We start from the raw sequence: 18,112 nt of genomic DNA on the forward strand, positions 1-18,112 counted from the left end.
GCGGATGCTTCGCTGCACCTGCCTGCGGTGGTGTTCTGCCATTCGCTTTTTTACCAGCGCAACACGCTTTTCTGTATTATACATGCATAGCAAACCTCCTCTCTAAAAACTCAGCTAAAAAAGGCTTTCACTTATATAGGTACAAAAATTGGTGAAAACTCTCACCCAAAAATCAAATTTTTTGCAAAAAAATGGAAGCCGCAAAACAGCAGCTCCCAAAGAAGAAAAAAATCAATTTTCTATAACATCAGGCGGTGGGTAATCAGCTTCCCCGCTATTAAAATCAGTACCGGCAGAAAATAGGCAATATACTGTGCCACACCGCCATAGGCAATCAGCAGATTATAGATCGCATGAAAGGTGATTGCCGCTCCCAGCAGACCGCAGGTTCCGGCAATCTTTAACCACACCCGCTGCCATACATACGCAAGCCCTCCGCCAACGATGGCCCCACAGATCACATGCATCGCTCCTGTTCCTATCCCGCGAAAGAAAATAAAAGAAAAATGTCCGGCTCCGTTTTGAATCAGATAGCAGACATTTTCAAAGGTTGCAAAGGAAAGCGCGGTGATCACGGCGGCAATTTTTATTTGTCCCGCTTTCGGTTCAAACACCAGCAGATAAAAAAGCAGTGGCAGAAGCTTCAATACTTCTTCCACAACCGGTGCAATCTCTGCAGTTGCGGCAAAAGTATCCGCTCCATAAAGCGCAGCAAAAAAGGTATTGATATATGCGGAGAGCAGACATACTCCCATTCCCGCAAAGCAGAACACAAAGAATTTTGTCTGCCTCTTTCCCATGCACAGGGCGGCAATCAGCAGTGGCGATGCCATACAGATAAAAACATTTTCAATATATGTCATACTTGCACCGCCTTTCCTGTGGCGGGCAGCAAAGCGAAGATGCAAAGCGTCAGCAGCAGATCAAACCAGCAATAGGGACTATAAATGGAGTCGCCCGGCCAGAAGCAGCCGGAAGTCCAGAGGGCATATTCCGCCATCACATAGCACAACACTCCGGCGTGAAAATATTGCAGCTTGCGCGCATCTCCCATCTGTGTCCGGGCATATATAAGGCCCCGGATAGCATGATAGGAAACAGCGATCATCATCCCGCACCAGAGCAAATTGGAAAGAATGTCACCAAAGGTGCAGTAAAATATACACAGTGGAACACCAATCACGAGAGCGATCATGGCTTTCCGGCACGGAAAATTTCTTTCCTCCGTGGAGGAAAGAGCATATTGCAGGATAGAAAGAAAAATGACACTTGCCACCCAGCCAAATTCCGATACATAAAAGACCTGCGGCGTTCTCGAGAATAGGAGCAGATACAGTGTCCAGTACAGGGAGCCAAGTGTGAAGCAGCCATAAAAGCAGGTCAGTAAGAAGTACGCCTGCTTTCGGCTTTTCAGATAGTGGATTCCGCTCAGGCAGAAGCCTAACAGGGTAATCACAAATTGCCCAAGGTTACTGACCAGTTCCATCCGCATCGTCCCCCTTTTGCTCTTCTGTCTCTTCCTCCCTGTTCATCAGGCGGATGTGGAAACATAAAATCGTCACGCACACACCAAGAATAAAGGCCAGCAGTCCGATTACGATATATCCAAGTGCGGCATTGCCGCCCAAAATCGTTGCCGCTGTTTCATAGCCGAAGGAAGTCCCCGGCTCAATCCGGTTGAGAATACCGGGCAAGGAAAGAGAAACGCTCACAATCACAACAAGGCATGCCGCCACGGCGAAAACTGCAGCAATCCGGTATTGCTGTAGTCTTTTTTGACGTTCTTTTTTCGCGATACGCCGTTTTACTTCCGTAATTCGTTCCTCAGGGCTTCGCATTGGTAATTCCCTCCCGTTCCAATAATCCGCGCAGGCGCTCTTTTCCCCGGTACACCATATTGGTGATCTGCTTCTCGCTTTTCCCCATGACCTCGGCAGCCTGCAAATAGCTCATGGCCTCAAAATAAGTCAGGTAAAGAGCCTCCCGGTAATCCGGTTTTAATTCAGCCATACACAAATGCAGGATCTGATCCCGTTCCTTTGTTCGGACGACCTCTTCCACCAGCGTTTGTCCGTCTGGCTCTTCGGTCAGATTATCCAGGCTAAAGAAAAGCCTGCGTCTGCTTTTGTGACGCAGGGCCATGTGCCGCGCTGCTTTATAGAGGTAAGACTTAAATCCGCCGTCCCGGATACGTGGCTTTTTCGTGAACAGATAGGAAAAGACTTCGAGCATCAAATCCTCTGCCTCGTGAACATCATGCAGATAGCCGTTGATGTAGAAAGTCAGCGGGTCACCGTATTTTCTTATCAGTGCCTCAAGCCCTGCTTCGTCGCCATATAAATATTGCCTGTAAAGTTCTTCATCGGTGACCATGCCGTTTCCTTCCCTTCGACCTCATCATCCCGGTATAGAAAGCCATTTGCCGGCAATCTATCTTACGGGGTGCATAATCGTCAGACTATCCGCATCAGGAGGTAATTTCAAATCCTAAATATCTCGTTCCCTGAAAACTTAGGTTTCCCTGGTCTCCCTCTGCCAGCAGCCCATATTCTGATCTGCTCATCCTAAGTTCCATCCGGTCACCGCTCTCCACCTGAAAAGTCACATAGTAGGAAGTCGAAGTGGTTGTGCTAAAACCATGGGCACCCGTAGGATCCCCGGCATTTGCATGTTGCTGCTGAGTAACCTTGGTACGTTTGGTCACAACCGTTGCCGGTACAGTAAGCCTGGGGGAATGGTTGTTCTTATTCCATATAGATATATTTTTTACGATCAGAAAAAGTATCACAGCACATACGCAAAAAAATACCATCTGAAACATGATCATTACAAATGAAAAAAACACAGCATATCTCCTCTTTCTATGTTCCTGCAGCTTATTCCATCTCCCGCATTCTGTTTCGATACTGCTGTGGGGAGTATCCCTTCTTACTGCGGAATGCACGGCTGAAATAGGATGGATTGCTGTATCCTACAATCTGCGAAATTTCATTGACTGAATAAGCCGTTGTTTCTAATAAAATTTGTGCATTCATGATACGCGCTGATGTAATAAACTGTATGGGTGTTTCCCCTGTATATTTTTTAAAGTTGCGAATGAACCAGCTTGTGCTCATTCCCTTTGAATATGCATATTCTTTAACATTAATCTCCAGATTGTATGAGGAACTGAAATAAGAAATAGCCACTTCCATTTCGCGATCCATATATTCATCCTTCAGGACATGCTCTCTTGTCAGTTCCCGTTCAAATTCGATCAAAAGAAGCTGCAGCAAATGAACAAGCATCTCTTCGTACTCTTCCTGGCACTTTTGCAGTTCCAGGATAATCCTCTTAAAAAGACGCTCATACTCTGGTGATGTTCCTACAGGAAAGATTCTCTTCTTATCCGCGAATCCATACCTTCTGAGAAGATTCTTTATATTGCTTCCAGTGAAATGGATCCAGTACACCTCAGTCTTATCTTTTCCATAGTATTCATACTTTTGAAGTTCCTTCGGTCGAAACAACACGATATTGCCAGCCGGGACAATCGTTTCATTTTCTGGAGAATCAAAATGAAAGTATCCCTTTCCTGAAGCAATATAAATGATCTGATAATCCAAACGGCCTCGTGGCCGATACGTTGGCAGTTTCGGATATGTTGATAAGCGGTAACAGCCACAGCTGCCAACAACGAGTGGCTGCCGTTTATCCTTAAAATCCTGGTGGGACTGGTTCAGATACCCAGTATTCATGTACATTTGCATACCCCCTTTGTAATAGTATATCATTTTGTGCATATTTCGTCTATTTCTATTCATGTACATGCACAGCATAATTCTGTAGAATATCCTTATACGATTGCAGAACTATATAATCCGCTTTCTTTTGAAGAAGGCCCACAGCACATCAGGAGGGGGTAACCATGATGATACCGCGTTATTATGAAGATTTAAGCATCCTGCATGATAACACAATGCCGATGAGGTCCTATTATATTCCGGCATCGCAGAAAATGAACACGCTGATCGAACACCGGGAAGATTCCGACCGCTTTCAGTTATTAAATGGAGTCTGGAAATTCCAGTATTATAAAAGTGTTTATGACCTAAAAGAAGCATTTTACAGGACCAGCTTTAATACAAAAGATTTTGATGACATTACTGTTCCCGGAGTCTGGCAGATTGCCGGATATGATTCACCCCAGTACACCAACATCCGCTACCCTTTTCCATTTGATCCGCCTTATCTCCCGCAGGATATTCCCTGTGGAGCCTACGTCCGAAAATTTACTTACCATGAAAATATCGATGCGCCAAAAATTTATCTGAATTTTGAAGGCGTTGACAGCTGCTTTTTTGTCTGGCTCAATGGAAAATATACCGGCTACAGCCAGGTTCCTCATACGACCGCAGAATTTGATGTTACAGAATTTCTGAAAGAGGGAGAAAATACCATTGCAGTTCTGGTCTTAAAATGGTGCGATGGCTCATATCTGGAAGACCAGGACAAATTTCGCATGAACGGCATTTTCCGGGATGTTTACCTCTTAAAACGCCCAGAGCGGGCCATCTGGGATTATCATATCACTACCCAGATCAAGGAAAATACTGCAAAGATCAAACTGAATGTGACCTTTGATTTTTCAATCCCAGTCTCTGTTACCATTGAAGACCAGGCCAAAGCCGTAGTTGCTACCGGCACAATCTCAGATGACGGATCCATAGAATTTAAGATTCCAAATCCTACTCTGTGGAATACAGAGCATCCATATCTTTACACACTCACACTACAAAGCAGCTATGAAACTATCGTCGATTACATTGCTCTTAGGACCATTGAAATCCGTGATAAAGTGATTTACTTCAACGGACAAAAAATCAAATTCCGGGGTGTAAACCGCCACGATTCCGATCCAGAAACCGGTTTTACCGTTAGTGTGCCACAGATCAAAAAGGACCTGTCTCTGATGAAGCAGCACAATTTCAATTCCATACGCTCCAGCCATTATCCAAATGCCCCTTACTTCTATCAGATGTGCGATCTATATGGTTTTATGGTCATTGAAGAAGCAGATATCGAAGCACATGGCCCATACATGCTGTACCGGAAAGAAGATACCGATTATAACCGTTTCAAGCGCTGGAATGAAAAAATTGCGGATGATCCAATCTGGGAGGAATCAATCCTTGACCGTGTTCAGCATATGGTTCAGCGCGATAAGAACCGCTTCTGTATCGTGATGTGGTCCATGGGTAATGAAAGTGCGTATGGATGCAATTTTGAAAAAGCGCTGCGGTGGACCAAAAAATTTGATCCATACCGGCTCACCCAATACGAAAGCGCCAGATACCGCAATTATGACGTGACCTACGATTATTCCAATCTGGACCTGTATAGCCGCATGTATCCGGCCATAAACGAAATCGAAGAATATCTTGAAGAAGACGGAAGCAAACCATTCCTTCTTGTGGAATACTGCCATGCCATGGGAAACGGCCCTGGCGATTTAGAGGATTATTTCCAGCTCATCCAGAAAGACGACCGTATGTGCGGAGGATTTGTCTGGGAATGGTGTGATCATGCCATTGCCCACGGAAAAACGGAAAGCGGTAAAACCATTTATTATTATGGTGGCGACCACGATGAAGAACTTCACGATGGAAATTTTTGTATGGATGGTCTGGTGTTCCCAGACCGTACTCCTCATACTGGGATTTTAGAATACAAAAATGTTTACCGACCAATGCGGGTTGTCTCTTATGATCAGGAAACTGGAAAACTGGTTTTACATAATTACCTGGATTTTGATGATCTAAAAGATTATCTGGATATTCGCTTTGAGGTAATCAAGGACGGGCTGTCCACCGTGCAAAAAGGAAAACTTTCTCCATTCTCTGTAATGCCACATGCAGACGGCGTGACCGAGTTAAACGTAACCATTCCCAGCGAAGGAAAAATCTATTTGAAACTGATATACCGTTTAAAGAAGGAAACACCTTTCCTGAAGAAAAATTTCATTCTTGGATTTGATGAGATCCTGCTTAAAAATGAAGACGGAAGAAACCAGATGGCTTTAAGCTGGCTTGAAAAAACGGACCAGGTAAAAGAAATCCGGGTACATGAAACAGACACAGAAGTGACTATAAACTCAAAAGATTTCACTTATACCCTGGACAGAAGGACCGGTCTTTTTGAACAGATGCAGTTTTCCGGCCGCAACTATCTTATCCATCCAATGGAACTAAATATCTGGAGATCCCCTACGGATAATGATATGTACCTGAAGTCCGAATGGAAAAGAGCACGCTATGATAAAGCATACACCAGGGCCTACACTGTAGAAACCATTCAGAATATGCATGGTATCTTTATCGTTTCTCACGTTGCTGTTGTTGCTGACTCCATTCAAAAAATCCTGGATATCACGATCAACTGGAAGATTGACAACGATGGAAAACTCAGTTCTGTAATGTATGTGGAAAAAGATGATGAATTCCCGGTACTGCCAAGGTTTGGCATCCGGATGTTTTTAGATAAAAGACTGAAAAATGTGAGTTTTTATGGTATGGGGCCACAGGAAAGCTATCGTGATAAGCACCAAGGAGCTTACCATGCCTTATTCCGTACCAAAATAAACGATTTGCATGAAGATTATATCCGGCCTCAGGAAAATGGATCCCATTTTGATTGTGATTATGTGGTGTTCTCAGCATCCCAGTTTGGTATTGCTGCAGCAGCAGAAAAGCCATTCTCCTTCAATGCATCCTGCTACACACAGGAGAAGTTGGAGGACACCGCGCATAACTATGAACTGGAGGAATCCGACAGCATCGTATTCTGTCTTGACTATGCATTAAATGGCATTGGCTCCAACAGCTGTGGTCCTGCTCTTCTGGAAAAATATCAGTTTGATGATACTTCTTTCCAGCTAGAATTTACTTTGGTTCCATTTTCCAAAGGCTAAAAATGATTATTTTCTGATTATGGGGCATTGTTATTTCGGATTACCGATACAGTAACAGTGTCCCTTTTACGCACGATATAAATGATTGAAAAAATCTGCATAAAACATTAAAAGCTCGTTGATATAATTATGAATTCTATTCATCCTAAATATCCCCTTTCTTTTTGTTTGCAGGTTCATTATAAAACCATTTCACTTTGCGTGCTTGTCAAATCGCAGTAACTATTAGCCAAATCTTGCATCGGGGCGATACGCTTCTTATCTTAATTTAGGAGAATTTTGAAATGCATTTAGTATACGAAAATACAAAGGAAGAGATTATTGCAATAAAAAAGACACCGGTCCACCGGCCACCGCATCTGCATAATGCGCTGGAAATTGTATATGTTACAGAGGGATGCGTTGAACTCGGTGTTGGAGAAGAACTTTTCCATATGGATCAGGGCGACATTGGTTTTATCTTTCCAAATATCATTCACCACTATCAAGTATTTTCATATCAGCGCAATCAGGCAATTTATTTAAACGCTTCTCCATTCCTGGTTGACCGGTTTACAGATATTTTGGAAAACAAAGCGCCAAAGCCACCCGTAATAAAAGCTTCCTCCATAGAACCTGATGTTTATCATGCATTTAATTCCATTCTCGGCGCACAAAAGGACGACATTACATTGGTCCAGGCGTATCTGCAGATTATCCTGGCAAGATGTATCCCGAAATTTCAGCTGGTTGAGAAAGGTTCTGTTGGAAGCACAGATTTGATCTACCGTACGGTATCCTATGTCTCCGGAAATTTTAAGCATTCCATTACGCTGGAAAGCATGGCCAGAGATCTGGGCGTCAGCAAGTATGTTCTGTCCAGGATTTTTTCTAAAACATTCCATAAAAACTTCAACCAGTACCTGAATGATGCCCGGTTGGGATATGCATGTCAGCGACTTGAAAATACAGAGGACTCCATTACTGAGATCTGCCTGGACAGCGGTTTTAAAAGCCTGCGTACCTTTAACCGTGCTTTTAAGGAAAGATTCAAAACTTCCCCTAGCGAATACCGGGTTACTATACACAGGTAGCTTGTGTACAACCACATGGTCAAGGTCGAGTAGATACACCTGTTACCAGATGTATCCCTCACAGAATTCCGGACATGCGGCTTTTCCGCATCCGGCTCTTTACGAAACGCATTGTTCAACAATTATCCATAAATACTGACATATATTTTCGGCTTTGCTAGCGGATAAGCGTTATCAATCATTTCAAGAAATCCTGCCCAAGTATAGCTCTTTTTCTGGCTTCTTTTATTAAGCCAATAATAGAGACTTCTAATGACTTGGTATCTAAACGCCGACAAGCTCCTCCCATTGTCAGTAATACCGTAGTAATGATAATATCCAACAAGTATCTGATTTAACTTAGCAATAATGTCGTTCAGTTTATTCGTTCTCATTGATCGGATTTTCTGACGGACTTCTTTGCACTTCTTATTAAATTTTATTCTGCTGGTTTTCCTCTTCACTCTGAATTTTCCGTTCTTATTACAAGAGCAGTAATGCGTAAAGCCAAGGAACGTGAAAGTTTCTGGTTTCCGTCCATTTCTCTCACAGTTTTCTTTTGCAAACCGTCCAAACTGTATCAGTCTGCTTTTGTCTTCCTGTAGGCTCAATCCAAAGTGTCTCATTCTGCGTTTAAGGTGTTCATAGAATATTATGGCATCTTCTTTATATTGAAAACACACTACAAAGTCGTCCGCATAAACTACCAGACCACTATATCCTTTCAGTTTGGGGGCAATTATCTCTTTGTACCACCATATCAGCACATAGTGCATATATATACATGATATTATTGGTGAGCAGACCGAACCTTGTCCTGAACCTTCTTCCGTCGCTTCGTATTGGAAGTTTTCTATTACTCCAGATTTTAGTATTCTTTTCAGGAGCCTGGTTATACTGGGATCTTTGATCTTTGATTCTACGAACTTCATTATCCATTCATGGTCAAGATGGTTGAAGAATGATTTGATATCTGCATCTAGTATATAACTGGTCTTTTCCCTTTCAATCATATAGTTAAGTTTTCTCAAGGCCATATGGCATCCTCTGTTAGGACGAAATCCCACCATCTCATCGTAAAAGCATGGCTCAAATACTGCTTCCAGTATGCGCTTTAATGCTTCCTGTACCAGTTTATCTTCGTAACAGTAGATACTAAGAGGTCTTGTTTTACCATTGTCCTTCGGGATTTCTATTCGTCTTGCTGGCCTAGGCTTATACTCCCGCCTCTTCAGTCGTTGCACAAGGCTCTCTATATTTTTATCAAGGTCTTTATCATAGTCTTTCTTTGTTATCCCATCAATTCCAACCGCTTTATTTCCATCCATCGCCTTATGACATTCTTTCAATAATGATATTGAGATCAGATGTCCTATGGATGTGAAAACCATATCTGGATTTTCTCTAGATAATTGTGATATTCTCTCCAATTTCGTTTCCATTATTCTTCCTATCTCTGAGTATAGATAATGTTTCCTTTTCGATATAGTTTCGCAGGCCTGAACTATGAGGAATAGTTCATTCTCGACTTCCCTCCGGCATTTATCTTATTCATGCTTTCTCCGGTACTATTCGGGCCTCCGACTACCTGTGCGTCATTTGGCATCCTTATCTATTTGTTTGCCATTCCGTATCTATACGCAGTATTTACGGAACGTACAGGTTCTCTCCAGTTGATATAGCATCATTGTGTAACATGAATAGTTCTACGACACCGCAGCAGTGTACGAAATCTCGCCATGACGATAAACTTACATATTGCCTTCTGCTATGTCAACAGCATCGGCCTGCTGGATTAGGGTCTTTCGATGCTCAATTACTATCCCTATTACCTATCTTCCTACGCTTAACCATCCAGATTACTCTGTTCGGCTCAAGGTTGTTACCGATGGTATGGCTAGTACCTTGTCGGATGGGATTTCCACCCATTAAATGCTACATCCTTAGCTGGACGCACTGACATACTCCCACCACTTAGCTAACACTTGAAGTGGGGGCTTCTCGTTCGATTGCCCGATAGGGCAAAGCATAAGCGAGCGATCCCCGTGTGTCCCACGGTTTTATTCGCATGATCCTGTTAGAATTTCTGCCGCAAAGATCAGAAGATCTTCTTTTCTATATCAAGTTTCATTCCAGATTTTCGAATACCTTCCCGGCATATATTGATCGCTGCGTTTTCGTCCCGGTCCATCCGGTTTCCGCATGCACACTCATAAATGCGGTCACCCAGCTGCAAATCTTCTTTTATCTTTCCACAACAGCTGCAGGTTTTGGAACTGGGATACCAGCGATCAATGCGGATGAGCTTCTTGTCAGCGCGTTCCATTTTATATGCCAGAAAATCCGTGAACCTTCCCCAGCTATTGTCATGAACACGTTTTCCAAAACGCATCTCCCGGCTCATCTCTTTCATATTCAGATCCTCGATGCACACGATATCATAGGAATTGGTTATCTTCCTCGATTCTTTGTGCAGAAAATCCTTTCGCTGATGTGCGATATGGGTATGGATTCGTGCCACTTTCTTTTTTTGTTTTTTATAACGGTTACTGCCCTGTTCACAATGGCTCAGTTTACGCTGCTCTTTTGCCAGCTTCTGCTGGGCATTCTGAAAGAAATGCGGATATGCCGCATGGTTTCCATTGGAATCCACATACAACTCCTTCATGGAAAAATCAAGACCAATGGCAGATTCTGCTTTCTTGCTTTCATTCACCGTTTCCTCACAGGAATACAACAAAGCAACATAGTATCGCTCATCTGCTTCCTGAGTGATGGTTGCACCTTTCAGCTGGTAACCCTCTTCCATCTTCCGATGCTGTTTCATACGGACCCAGCCAGCTTTTGGAAGTTTTAACTTTCCATTCTGTAAAACGATATTTCCATTTACATAGTTGGTTGTGTAGTTTCTTACTGTTTTCTTTTTTGATTTGAATTTCGGAAAACCAACCGAGGCATCACGAAAGAATTTCTTGTATGCCGTCTGCAGATGCAGCTGTGCATTACACAATGCCAGACTGTCTACTTCTTTCAGCCATGGGAACTCTGACTTATACCTGGCTGGTGTTACGTTTAAGCTCTTCCCGGTTTTCTCATAATACGCTTTTTTCTCGGCAAGCATCCGGTTATAGACAAAACGAACACAGCCAAATGTCTTTGCAAATAATTCCCTCTGTGCTTTATTCGGATAAATCCGAAAACGGTACACGGTGTTCACTTTTACCCTCTCCCTGTGTTTCGATGTACTGACGGATGACCTCAATCGGGGCACCGCCAGCACTCAGCAGGCAAAAGCTCTGGCTCCAGAACATTTCCTTCCATAGTTTTTGCCGGATTTCCGGATACTCTTTTTTGATCAGGCGGCTGCTTGCGCTTTTATACGCATTGATGAACTTACTCAGTTCTGATTTTGGATGGGCACGGAACATGATGTGAACATGGTCCTGATCATGATTCCATTCTTCCAAAGTAATGTGATAGTTCGGAGCAATATACTCAAATATTTCTTTTGCCCGATTTGAAATCGGATCATTCAAAACCTTTTTTCGGTATTTTACCACCAGAATCAAATGGTAATATAATAAAAATACCGAATGCGCATTACTATCCAATTTTCTCATAATAATCAGCCTTTCTTATGATTTCGACTGATTATATTTTATCATATATTTTTCTATATGACTATAGTTTTGTCGAACATAAGTTCTTTTTTCTATCAGCACAGATATGTGCAATGTAGATGTAGATCCAATATAGAATCATGCCAGTTATTGCAATATCAGGAATCAAAATCAGGCAATTCATCCCACCACCTAAAGAGGATCGGGGAATTCTTGCTGAGTTATGTTAAACACACGATAAATCTCTACATAATCTTTTCCTACTTTATAGATAATCACATAATCTTCCCATATTGCATATTTATAATCTGTCCGAAAACTGACTCGTTTTGAAAGATCCACTCCCATTCCTGGAAACATCTGAAGATTTTCAAATTTACCATAAATTTCTTTTATCGTCTTTAATGCGTATTCTTCACTATCTTCGGCAATATAATCTCGGATATTTTTCAGATCCTTTGCAACAATCGGATTGATCCGCAGTTTTAACATCTTATTCCCCCACAAGTGCTTTCAGTTCGTCCAGATCCAGCCATCCTTCGTCATCTTTCACCGCTTGTTCGGCTTCCTGCAGCTTCATCAGAAGCTTTTTCTCTGCGCGCTCACGCTCGTAATCTTCAATATCCATAACTACAAAACGTCCTCTGCCATTCTTGGTCAGATATACTGGTTCTCCCTTACGGCAATTTTTTAATACTTCATTATAATTTCTCAAATCCGATACTGGTAAAATGTTTGCCATATTCTTTTTCAGCTCCTTCCTTTGATTTCATATTATTTCTGTTACTTTTATTATACGCAAAAAGCTGTAAAATTCAACGTAAAATTTTACAGCTTTCCTAATTCTACATACATTTCATAAAAACAATGTTTTTTTCTTGTTAGTCGTATAAGCTCATTCTCTTTAAAACGGTCAGCTTCCGTATCCAGTGTGATGACATTTTATAGGGGTTCACTTATTTTCCCCTTTCCAGATCATCAAATACTTCATTCATCGACCGGCCTTCTCCCACAAGTGACTGTGCATAGCTATGCTCAAGTTTTGCATCAAGCTCAGCTTCGGACATTGCATCAATGGTTCGAGGCTCTGAAGGAATCATCAATGAGAATGGGACACCATGATGATAAATAATCTGACGGTATAGAGAATTAATAACTACAGAAACAGGAACTCCCAGTTTCTGAAGAATATCTTCCGCTTCCATTTTTACACTGTTTTCTACGCGAGCACTTACCGTTGAATCCTTCATTTCAAACACCTCCTGATTTCATTGTATTGCAGATTGCAAAACATATCAATCAGGAAATCTACATTCATTCACAGTTTATATGAAACTATGTTCTCTTTAGCTCCGATCCACCATATCTTTCACTCTGGCACGGAATATACATTTCTCTGCATCAATGGCTGCCACAAAGCAGGAATACTGCCCTCCAATCTTAATAATGATCGGTCCGCCAGTTGTCGGAGATAAGCGGTTCGGGTAAAAACAGTATACAGAAATATTGGGAACTCCCGGAATTTTCCCTATCCAGTTCTTCCCCTGCATCTCCACACACTCAATGATAATGTTGCTATGCAGAGGGAAGCGTTCCTCAATGCCAATCCATTCAGATTTTACACAATCTCTTCTGGAAACAAGGAACCGCGGCTCTTCTTCTGTAGACTTATTCGTGTAGCCTTTGATCTTCACATCAATGATTTTTCCGGAAACTGCCTGTTCCTTGATGTTTGCCGCATACCCATGAATCCATTCCGAAAATGGCAGCACTCCCGGTATTGAAAGCCCCAAAAGATCAACCACAATGTAATTCTGAAGCTCCCGGCATAAGACCACGATAGCTTTTACTTCTAACTCTTCCCCTGCCTCTATGGACTTTTTAATCTTCTCCAGAGCTGCCGGCCGGTATTCCGCCTGCGCGGCCCGATAACTTAGATAAACCGTCATTGTTTCCCGGTCAACTCTGGTAATCTTCACGTTGTAGCAGCGCTCCAGCAGATAGGTTGAACCGAAAATCCCTTTATACAGCGTGGATTCCTCTGTCGGCATGATCAGCTGAACATCCCCGTCATATGCATGCAACCCCTTATCCTTGATTTCCTGGGTAAACCTGATGTCCGTCAAAAGTTCTCCCTTTTCCATCAGGTACTCATACTGATCCAGTTTTTTCTGGGCTTCTGCCTCCTTAGATTTCGCGGTTCCTCCTAAAAATCCCAATAATTCTAATCCAATTCCATTTTCGCTCATAAATTTGTCCTCTCTCAATTTAATAATATTCCGATTCCCCATGTAAACAGGAGAAAAAATCCCGGAATTCCCACAATAAATGTCAAAAAAATCCTGCGGAACAACAACTTGTCCCTACGCACCAGTAATAGAAGCAAAAAACCAATTACCAGAGAAAAGCCACTCACCGGTAACGCAAGCATCCTCACTTTCCGGTAAAATTGTTCAAACAGCGCAAACACCGTTTCCGTAACCCCGCCATAAGTGGGACCACTATAATCCTCCAGCTCCGACATGACGCGGTCATACGTATCCTCCAGCTTCCGTTTCTTATCCCAGAGTTTTTCATTCATATCCGGAGCATGCAACGTAATTACCGGCCATGCTCTGATAAATTTTCCTGTAAAATACCTGCACCAGGGCTTAATCACCATCTGCACTCTCCACTCCTTCTATTCCAATATCCTCAAGATCTGCCAGATCAGGCAGACCATTATCACCATCTTGCGGATCCTGGAGCACCTGACCAGTGAATGCTTTCATAAGTGGCGTTCCAGCTTTGATCGGTATACTGGCGGCCACACTTCCCAAATCCGCAGCATTGATAAAGAAACTGTCATCAAATTCTGTCTGCACAATCTCCTTTTTCACCATATCTCCACTTATCAGCTGGCCGGCCGGAATGTCAGTTTGCGCATAATATACCTCATGCTCCAGGGCCTTTAATTCCTTTTCTTTCTTTTGCAGTTCATCTTCCGCCTGCCTGTTTTCTTCCTCGAGTCCTGTAATGAATGTGTCTGCCTTCGTAACCATCCGGTTATACCTGTTGTTTGCGCTGCAGGCCGATACCATAAATCCCATGCATGTCACTAACAGCGCTCCCGTCACTATCCGGAACCCAAATTTTTTAAAGTCCCGCGGCCGTTCTGAAAAACGCTGCTCAACAGAATCGCTCCTTTTATATTTTTCTTCCTTGTATGTACCATCCAGAAGTTTTAAAAAGATCTGCCTGCACGCTTTTCCTGGATAAAATGGATTGCTCTCATATGGAATTGCTGCAAGGGCCGTATTCTCCGGCAAAAGTTCCTTTACATCCCCAAATTCCGAAGCGGCAGAGGGGGAACTGATCAGTACCTTGCACTCATCTTCCCCAGGCATTCCCTTTATATCTTTCAGAAGTTCCTTTAATTCATGCTGTTTCCATTCTGCCTTTGACGTTACAATGAAGCGGTTTGGCAGCCTTGCATACACATGAAAGATCGTTTCCTGGTCCAGGCACCCAAAGTCATAGACAATAAAATCATATAAAGGCTTATAGTCCAGCTGGAATTTCTGGAGCGGAACATGGTAATAGTAATCCAGCGTTCCGATTGCAAATTTTGTGATCCCATCCACCTGCTCTTCCTCCCGCTCCTGGCGGCAGAGTTCTTCGAAACATCCATCCGCATCATCCAGTTCAACGATCGCAGTGCGCTTTCCTTCATGTGCCAGCGTATTGGCAAGAAGAATGGAAATGGTTGTGCATCCAATGCCTATGTTGGTAGCCATAACGCCAATTTCACAGGCCTGTCGTTTCGCTGGTTTACATTCTGCCGGTTCCTCCTGTTTTCTTTTTAAAAATCGCCGTATTGCTTTATTCTTCGGCTGCTCCTCCCTTTCCGTATCCGTTTTTTCACCCGTCTCATCTTTCTCTGGCTGACCGGAAGGCTTATAAAGGTATGCATACTGTTCTTCCGCCATCTGGCAGATCAGGGCAAATCTCGGTTCCCGTTTTAACATTTCACAAATAGGATCCGGGAGCTGGCAGACGATTGATGCCACCTGACTGGCCGGAATTCCATTTACCAGTACGGACATACGCTGGATCAGATCCGTGTAAGATCCGTCATATTCCAAAAGATACTGGATACTGGCATTTACATCCATATTACGATACTGAACCACATGGTCCCCTCCGGCAACCCCGTAATAAGCCCGGGCCTCTTTTTTCGTCCGGCCGTTGCAGTACCATTCTGCAATTTTTTCAAAACTGGCATCTTCCTGGTAAACAGCCGTATATATCCCCAGACTTTCAATTTCTTTCATGTAATCGCTGCCGCGCATCTCGGAAACGACCACGAACACCTGAAGATCGCCTTCTGCCGCGGAACAGATCTGATCAATATCGCGGGGGGAGAGTTTTTCCTGATCCTGATACTGGCTGAGTACCACTGCACGAATTTGCGGATTGGCCCGGACAGACCGGATCACACTGTCTTTTCCAGAGCGAAATTCTATTCTGTGAACCGTGACTCCGCGTTTGGCAAACACACTCCGAAGTTCTTCTGCCACCGAATCGCCGTCCCCGCTCATTTCCGTTGCGATCAGAAGGTCTAATTCCATTTCCATACTCACCTCTTTCTGCCAAACAGTCTTCGTAAAAATCCCCCAGAGCCCTTTTCTGGCTTCTCCAGTTCTTCATCTACCGCGACTGCTGCCCTGGCAAGTGCTCTGATTTCTTTTGAAAACAGGGATCCTTTATCACTGGATGCTGCTTCCCCGACATTCGCAAAACTTCTGGCATCCTGATTCGTGTGGATGATGCAGGTCGGTTCCATATTGAGGATCCTGGCCACATGGGATATGCCAAGCTCACATTTTTTATCATCAAGCGGCACCTGATTTATAACCATTCGGATATTGGATTTTTCTATCCGAAATTCACCGAGTGCATCCAGAAAATTGCGGGCATCCTGTACCGTGGAGGTGTCCAGGGAAAGGATCAGCAGGATCAGATCCGATTTTTCCAGTGGAATGACGGTCGTATCTTTTAATGTGTTGCAATTGTCAATCATGATCAGGTCATAATCGCAGCGCCGCAGATTATCCATAATCGCCTCTGCAATGTCACAATCCAGACGTGCCGCTTCCATTGCATTATCACTTCCGGCCAGGATATGAATCTGTTCATCATATTCAATCACATACCTGGATACGATATCTGCCGGCGAATATGCCGGAATATATCCCAGGCGTTCCCGATCCTTACAGATCCGTTTCACCCAGTCCATTACATTGGGCGATGGGCAGATACCAAACGCACTGTCCACATCCCCAAATTCCCAGTCCGCATCGAGCACTAAGATTTTAAGCTGTTTCCCATTTTTCTTCATGCCCGATAGGACATGGGATAATTCCCTCACAATGGTAGATTTTCCCACGCCGCCTTTGGGAGAATATACAGAGATCATCTGTTGCTGCAGGGACACGTTTGTAACCGGCTGGCTTAAACCGATCTGTTTATAAGTGCGCCTAACTGCCCTGTTTATCGTATGCATCGGCGCAGGCTCCTCCTCCACCTGCGTGCGTTTAACAACTTTCTGCGGTTTCCTTGTTTCTGGGGCTGGTTCTGTCATAGCTTTTCTACCGACGGTCCCAGCGCGCTGCGGTTCCTGGGTCTGAGTGTCCGGCAAAGGCTTTGGCATTTTTTCTGGTTTAGCCACTGCCGGTTCAGGACTTAATGCTTTCTCTATTTTCTCCACTGCCTCTACAGAAATCTCTTTACCCATTTTTTCTGCAGCATTGTCGTTGACTGCTGGAGCAATTTCTTCTTCAGCTTTTTCTTCTACTACTTCCGAAACCGCCTGCGCGGCCCCGCCATTCATCGCAGAAACAGGTTCCTCCGGTAAAGCATCCGGCGGCGCATCCTGTTTTATCTGCTCTTTTGTACGGCCATCCGCACTACTAAATAAATCCTCAAATTCACCAAAGAAGTCATCAGGAAGGACCGCATCCAGTTTTTCCTGAACAGACGGCTCTTTTTTCTCCTCTTTCTCTGTTACGGATGCATTTTCCTGAACAGGCGGCTGAACGGTGATCCTGCTTTCTGACAGTCTTTCCTGTTCTGCCATTCTGTCCAGAGTTTCATGATCCGCAGCCGTCTCCTTTAATAAGTCCGAAGTCCGAACTGGTCTTGCCATAATTTACCTCCAAAAATTTACATTCAGAAACGGAAGATACTCCCGCAGCTGTGTGATCAGTGCGATCCCGATCTCCACCATTTCTTTGCGCGGCCCCGGGAAACATACGGATGCAAGCCCAAGCAGGCAGAACCCGACAAAAATAGTGGCTGCAAGAAACCGCACAATCTGCCCGGCTGCCTGGATCATAACGGAGAGCGTATTGGAATGCTCCACAATGATGATATCCGTTGAATCCTCCAGGCCATGCTGTGCTTTTATTCGTTCTGTTTCCAGACTTTTTCGTTTCAACCGTTTCTGCTTC

General features: G+C 43.6%; 19 protein-coding genes. 2 read left to right on the forward strand and 17 right to left on the reverse strand.

Going from position 1 to position 18,112, the window contains the following annotated elements; all coding sequences use genetic code 11:
• Positions 1-239: 239 nt before the first annotated feature.
• The 6 genes from WMO41_RS09710 to WMO41_RS09735 all read right to left on the reverse strand — a co-directional run bounded on the left by WMO41_RS09710 (position 240) and on the right by WMO41_RS09735 (position 3,743).
• On the reverse strand, positions 240-833 hold the full coding sequence (locus WMO41_RS09710; protein ID WP_349229568.1) for a PrsW family glutamic-type intramembrane protease: 594 nt from the start codon (positions 831-833) through the stop codon (positions 240-242).
• A gap of 26 nt (positions 834-859) precedes the next feature.
• The gene (locus tag WMO41_RS09715; RefSeq protein WP_349229569.1) at positions 860-1,486 is read right to left on the reverse strand and encodes a histidine kinase; all 627 of its coding nucleotides are present in this window, start codon (positions 1,484-1,486) and stop codon (positions 860-862) included.
• Positions 1,470-1,838, reverse strand: a complete 369-nt coding sequence (locus WMO41_RS09720; RefSeq protein ID WP_349229570.1) for a DUF4179 domain-containing protein — start codon at positions 1,836-1,838, stop codon at positions 1,470-1,472. Before WMO41_RS09720 ends, WMO41_RS09715 begins: the two co-directional genes overlap by 17 nt.
• Positions 1,825-2,373 (reverse strand): RNA polymerase sigma factor, encoded by a 549-nt coding sequence (locus WMO41_RS09725; protein WP_349229571.1) that lies wholly within the window; start codon positions 2,371-2,373, stop codon positions 1,825-1,827. The genes WMO41_RS09720 and WMO41_RS09725 overlap by 14 nt, the downstream gene beginning before the upstream one ends.
• A 94-nt stretch (positions 2,374-2,467) precedes the next feature.
• Positions 2,468-2,821, reverse strand: a complete 354-nt coding sequence (locus tag WMO41_RS09730) for a DUF2500 domain-containing protein (RefSeq protein ID WP_494338446.1) — start codon at positions 2,819-2,821, stop codon at positions 2,468-2,470.
• 55 nt (positions 2,822-2,876) lie between these two features.
• Positions 2,877-3,743, reverse strand: coding sequence for an AraC family transcriptional regulator (locus tag WMO41_RS09735; RefSeq protein WP_349229572.1), 867 nt, complete (start codon positions 3,741-3,743; stop codon positions 2,877-2,879).
• A 164-nt stretch (positions 3,744-3,907) separates the two neighbouring features.
• Here WMO41_RS09735 and WMO41_RS09740 point away from each other — a divergent pair, with 164 nt between their 5' ends.
• Positions 3,908-6,949, forward strand: a complete 3,042-nt coding sequence (locus WMO41_RS09740) for a glycoside hydrolase family 2 TIM barrel-domain containing protein (RefSeq protein ID WP_349229573.1) — start codon at positions 3,908-3,910, stop codon at positions 6,947-6,949.
• 284 nt (positions 6,950-7,233) lie between these two features.
• A complete protein-coding gene (locus tag WMO41_RS09745) occupies positions 7,234-8,022 on the forward strand; it encodes a helix-turn-helix transcriptional regulator (protein ID WP_349229574.1) in 789 nt (262 codons plus the stop codon).
• A gap of 122 nt (positions 8,023-8,144) precedes the next feature.
• Here WMO41_RS09745 and ltrA read toward each other — a convergent pair whose 3' ends face one another.
• The 11 genes from ltrA to WMO41_RS09800 form a co-directional block, all read right to left on the reverse strand.
• Positions 8,145-9,443 (reverse strand): group II intron reverse transcriptase/maturase, encoded by a 1,299-nt coding sequence (gene ltrA / locus WMO41_RS09750; RefSeq protein ID WP_349229575.1) that lies wholly within the window; start codon positions 9,441-9,443, stop codon positions 8,145-8,147.
• Between the two features lie 656 nt (positions 9,444-10,099).
• Positions 10,100-11,218, reverse strand: coding sequence for an RNA-guided endonuclease TnpB family protein (locus WMO41_RS09755; protein WP_349229576.1), 1,119 nt, complete (start codon positions 11,216-11,218; stop codon positions 10,100-10,102).
• Complete coding sequence (gene tnpA / locus WMO41_RS09760; protein ID WP_349229577.1) at positions 11,181-11,621, reverse strand: IS200/IS605 family transposase; 441 nt, start codon at positions 11,619-11,621, stop codon at positions 11,181-11,183. Before tnpA ends, WMO41_RS09755 begins: the two co-directional genes overlap by 38 nt.
• A 192-nt stretch (positions 11,622-11,813) precedes the next feature.
• Complete coding sequence (locus WMO41_RS09765) at positions 11,814-12,113, reverse strand: type II toxin-antitoxin system RelE/ParE family toxin (protein WP_349229578.1); 300 nt, start codon at positions 12,111-12,113, stop codon at positions 11,814-11,816.
• Between the two features lies 1 nt (position 12,114).
• The gene (locus WMO41_RS09770) at positions 12,115-12,363 is read right to left on the reverse strand and encodes a type II toxin-antitoxin system prevent-host-death family antitoxin (RefSeq protein ID WP_349229579.1); all 249 of its coding nucleotides are present in this window, start codon (positions 12,361-12,363) and stop codon (positions 12,115-12,117) included.
• A gap of 214 nt (positions 12,364-12,577) precedes the next feature.
• Positions 12,578-12,871: a type II toxin-antitoxin system RelB/DinJ family antitoxin gene (locus WMO41_RS09775; RefSeq protein ID WP_349229580.1), complete on the reverse strand. Its 294-nt coding sequence runs from the start codon at positions 12,869-12,871 to the stop codon at positions 12,578-12,580.
• A 96-nt stretch (positions 12,872-12,967) separates the two neighbouring features.
• The gene (locus WMO41_RS09780; protein WP_349229581.1) at positions 12,968-13,870 is read right to left on the reverse strand and encodes a hypothetical protein; all 903 of its coding nucleotides are present in this window, start codon (positions 13,868-13,870) and stop codon (positions 12,968-12,970) included.
• 14 nt (positions 13,871-13,884) lie between these two features.
• Positions 13,885-14,202, reverse strand: a complete 318-nt coding sequence (locus WMO41_RS09785) for a hypothetical protein (protein WP_349229582.1) — start codon at positions 14,200-14,202, stop codon at positions 13,885-13,887.
• A 70-nt stretch (positions 14,203-14,272) separates the two neighbouring features.
• Complete coding sequence (locus tag WMO41_RS09790; RefSeq protein WP_349229583.1) at positions 14,273-16,237, reverse strand: SAF domain-containing protein; 1,965 nt, start codon at positions 16,235-16,237, stop codon at positions 14,273-14,275.
• A gap of 2 nt (positions 16,238-16,239) precedes the next feature.
• Positions 16,240-17,808 carry a CpaE/TadZ family protein gene (locus WMO41_RS09795; RefSeq protein WP_349229584.1) on the reverse strand — a complete coding sequence of 523 codons (1,569 nt, stop codon included), beginning with the start codon at positions 17,806-17,808 and terminating at the stop codon, positions 16,240-16,242.
• Positions 17,809-17,811: 3 nt separating this feature from the next.
• Positions 17,812-18,099, reverse strand: coding sequence for a hypothetical protein (locus WMO41_RS09800; RefSeq protein WP_349229585.1), 288 nt, complete (start codon positions 18,097-18,099; stop codon positions 17,812-17,814).
• Between the last annotated feature and the right edge of the window lie 13 nt (positions 18,100-18,112).

Origin of the sequence: Ventrimonas faecis (assembly GCF_040096075.1) — a bacterium.
Lineage (GTDB): Bacteria > Bacillota > Clostridia > Lachnospirales > Lachnospiraceae > Brotaphodocola > Brotaphodocola faecis.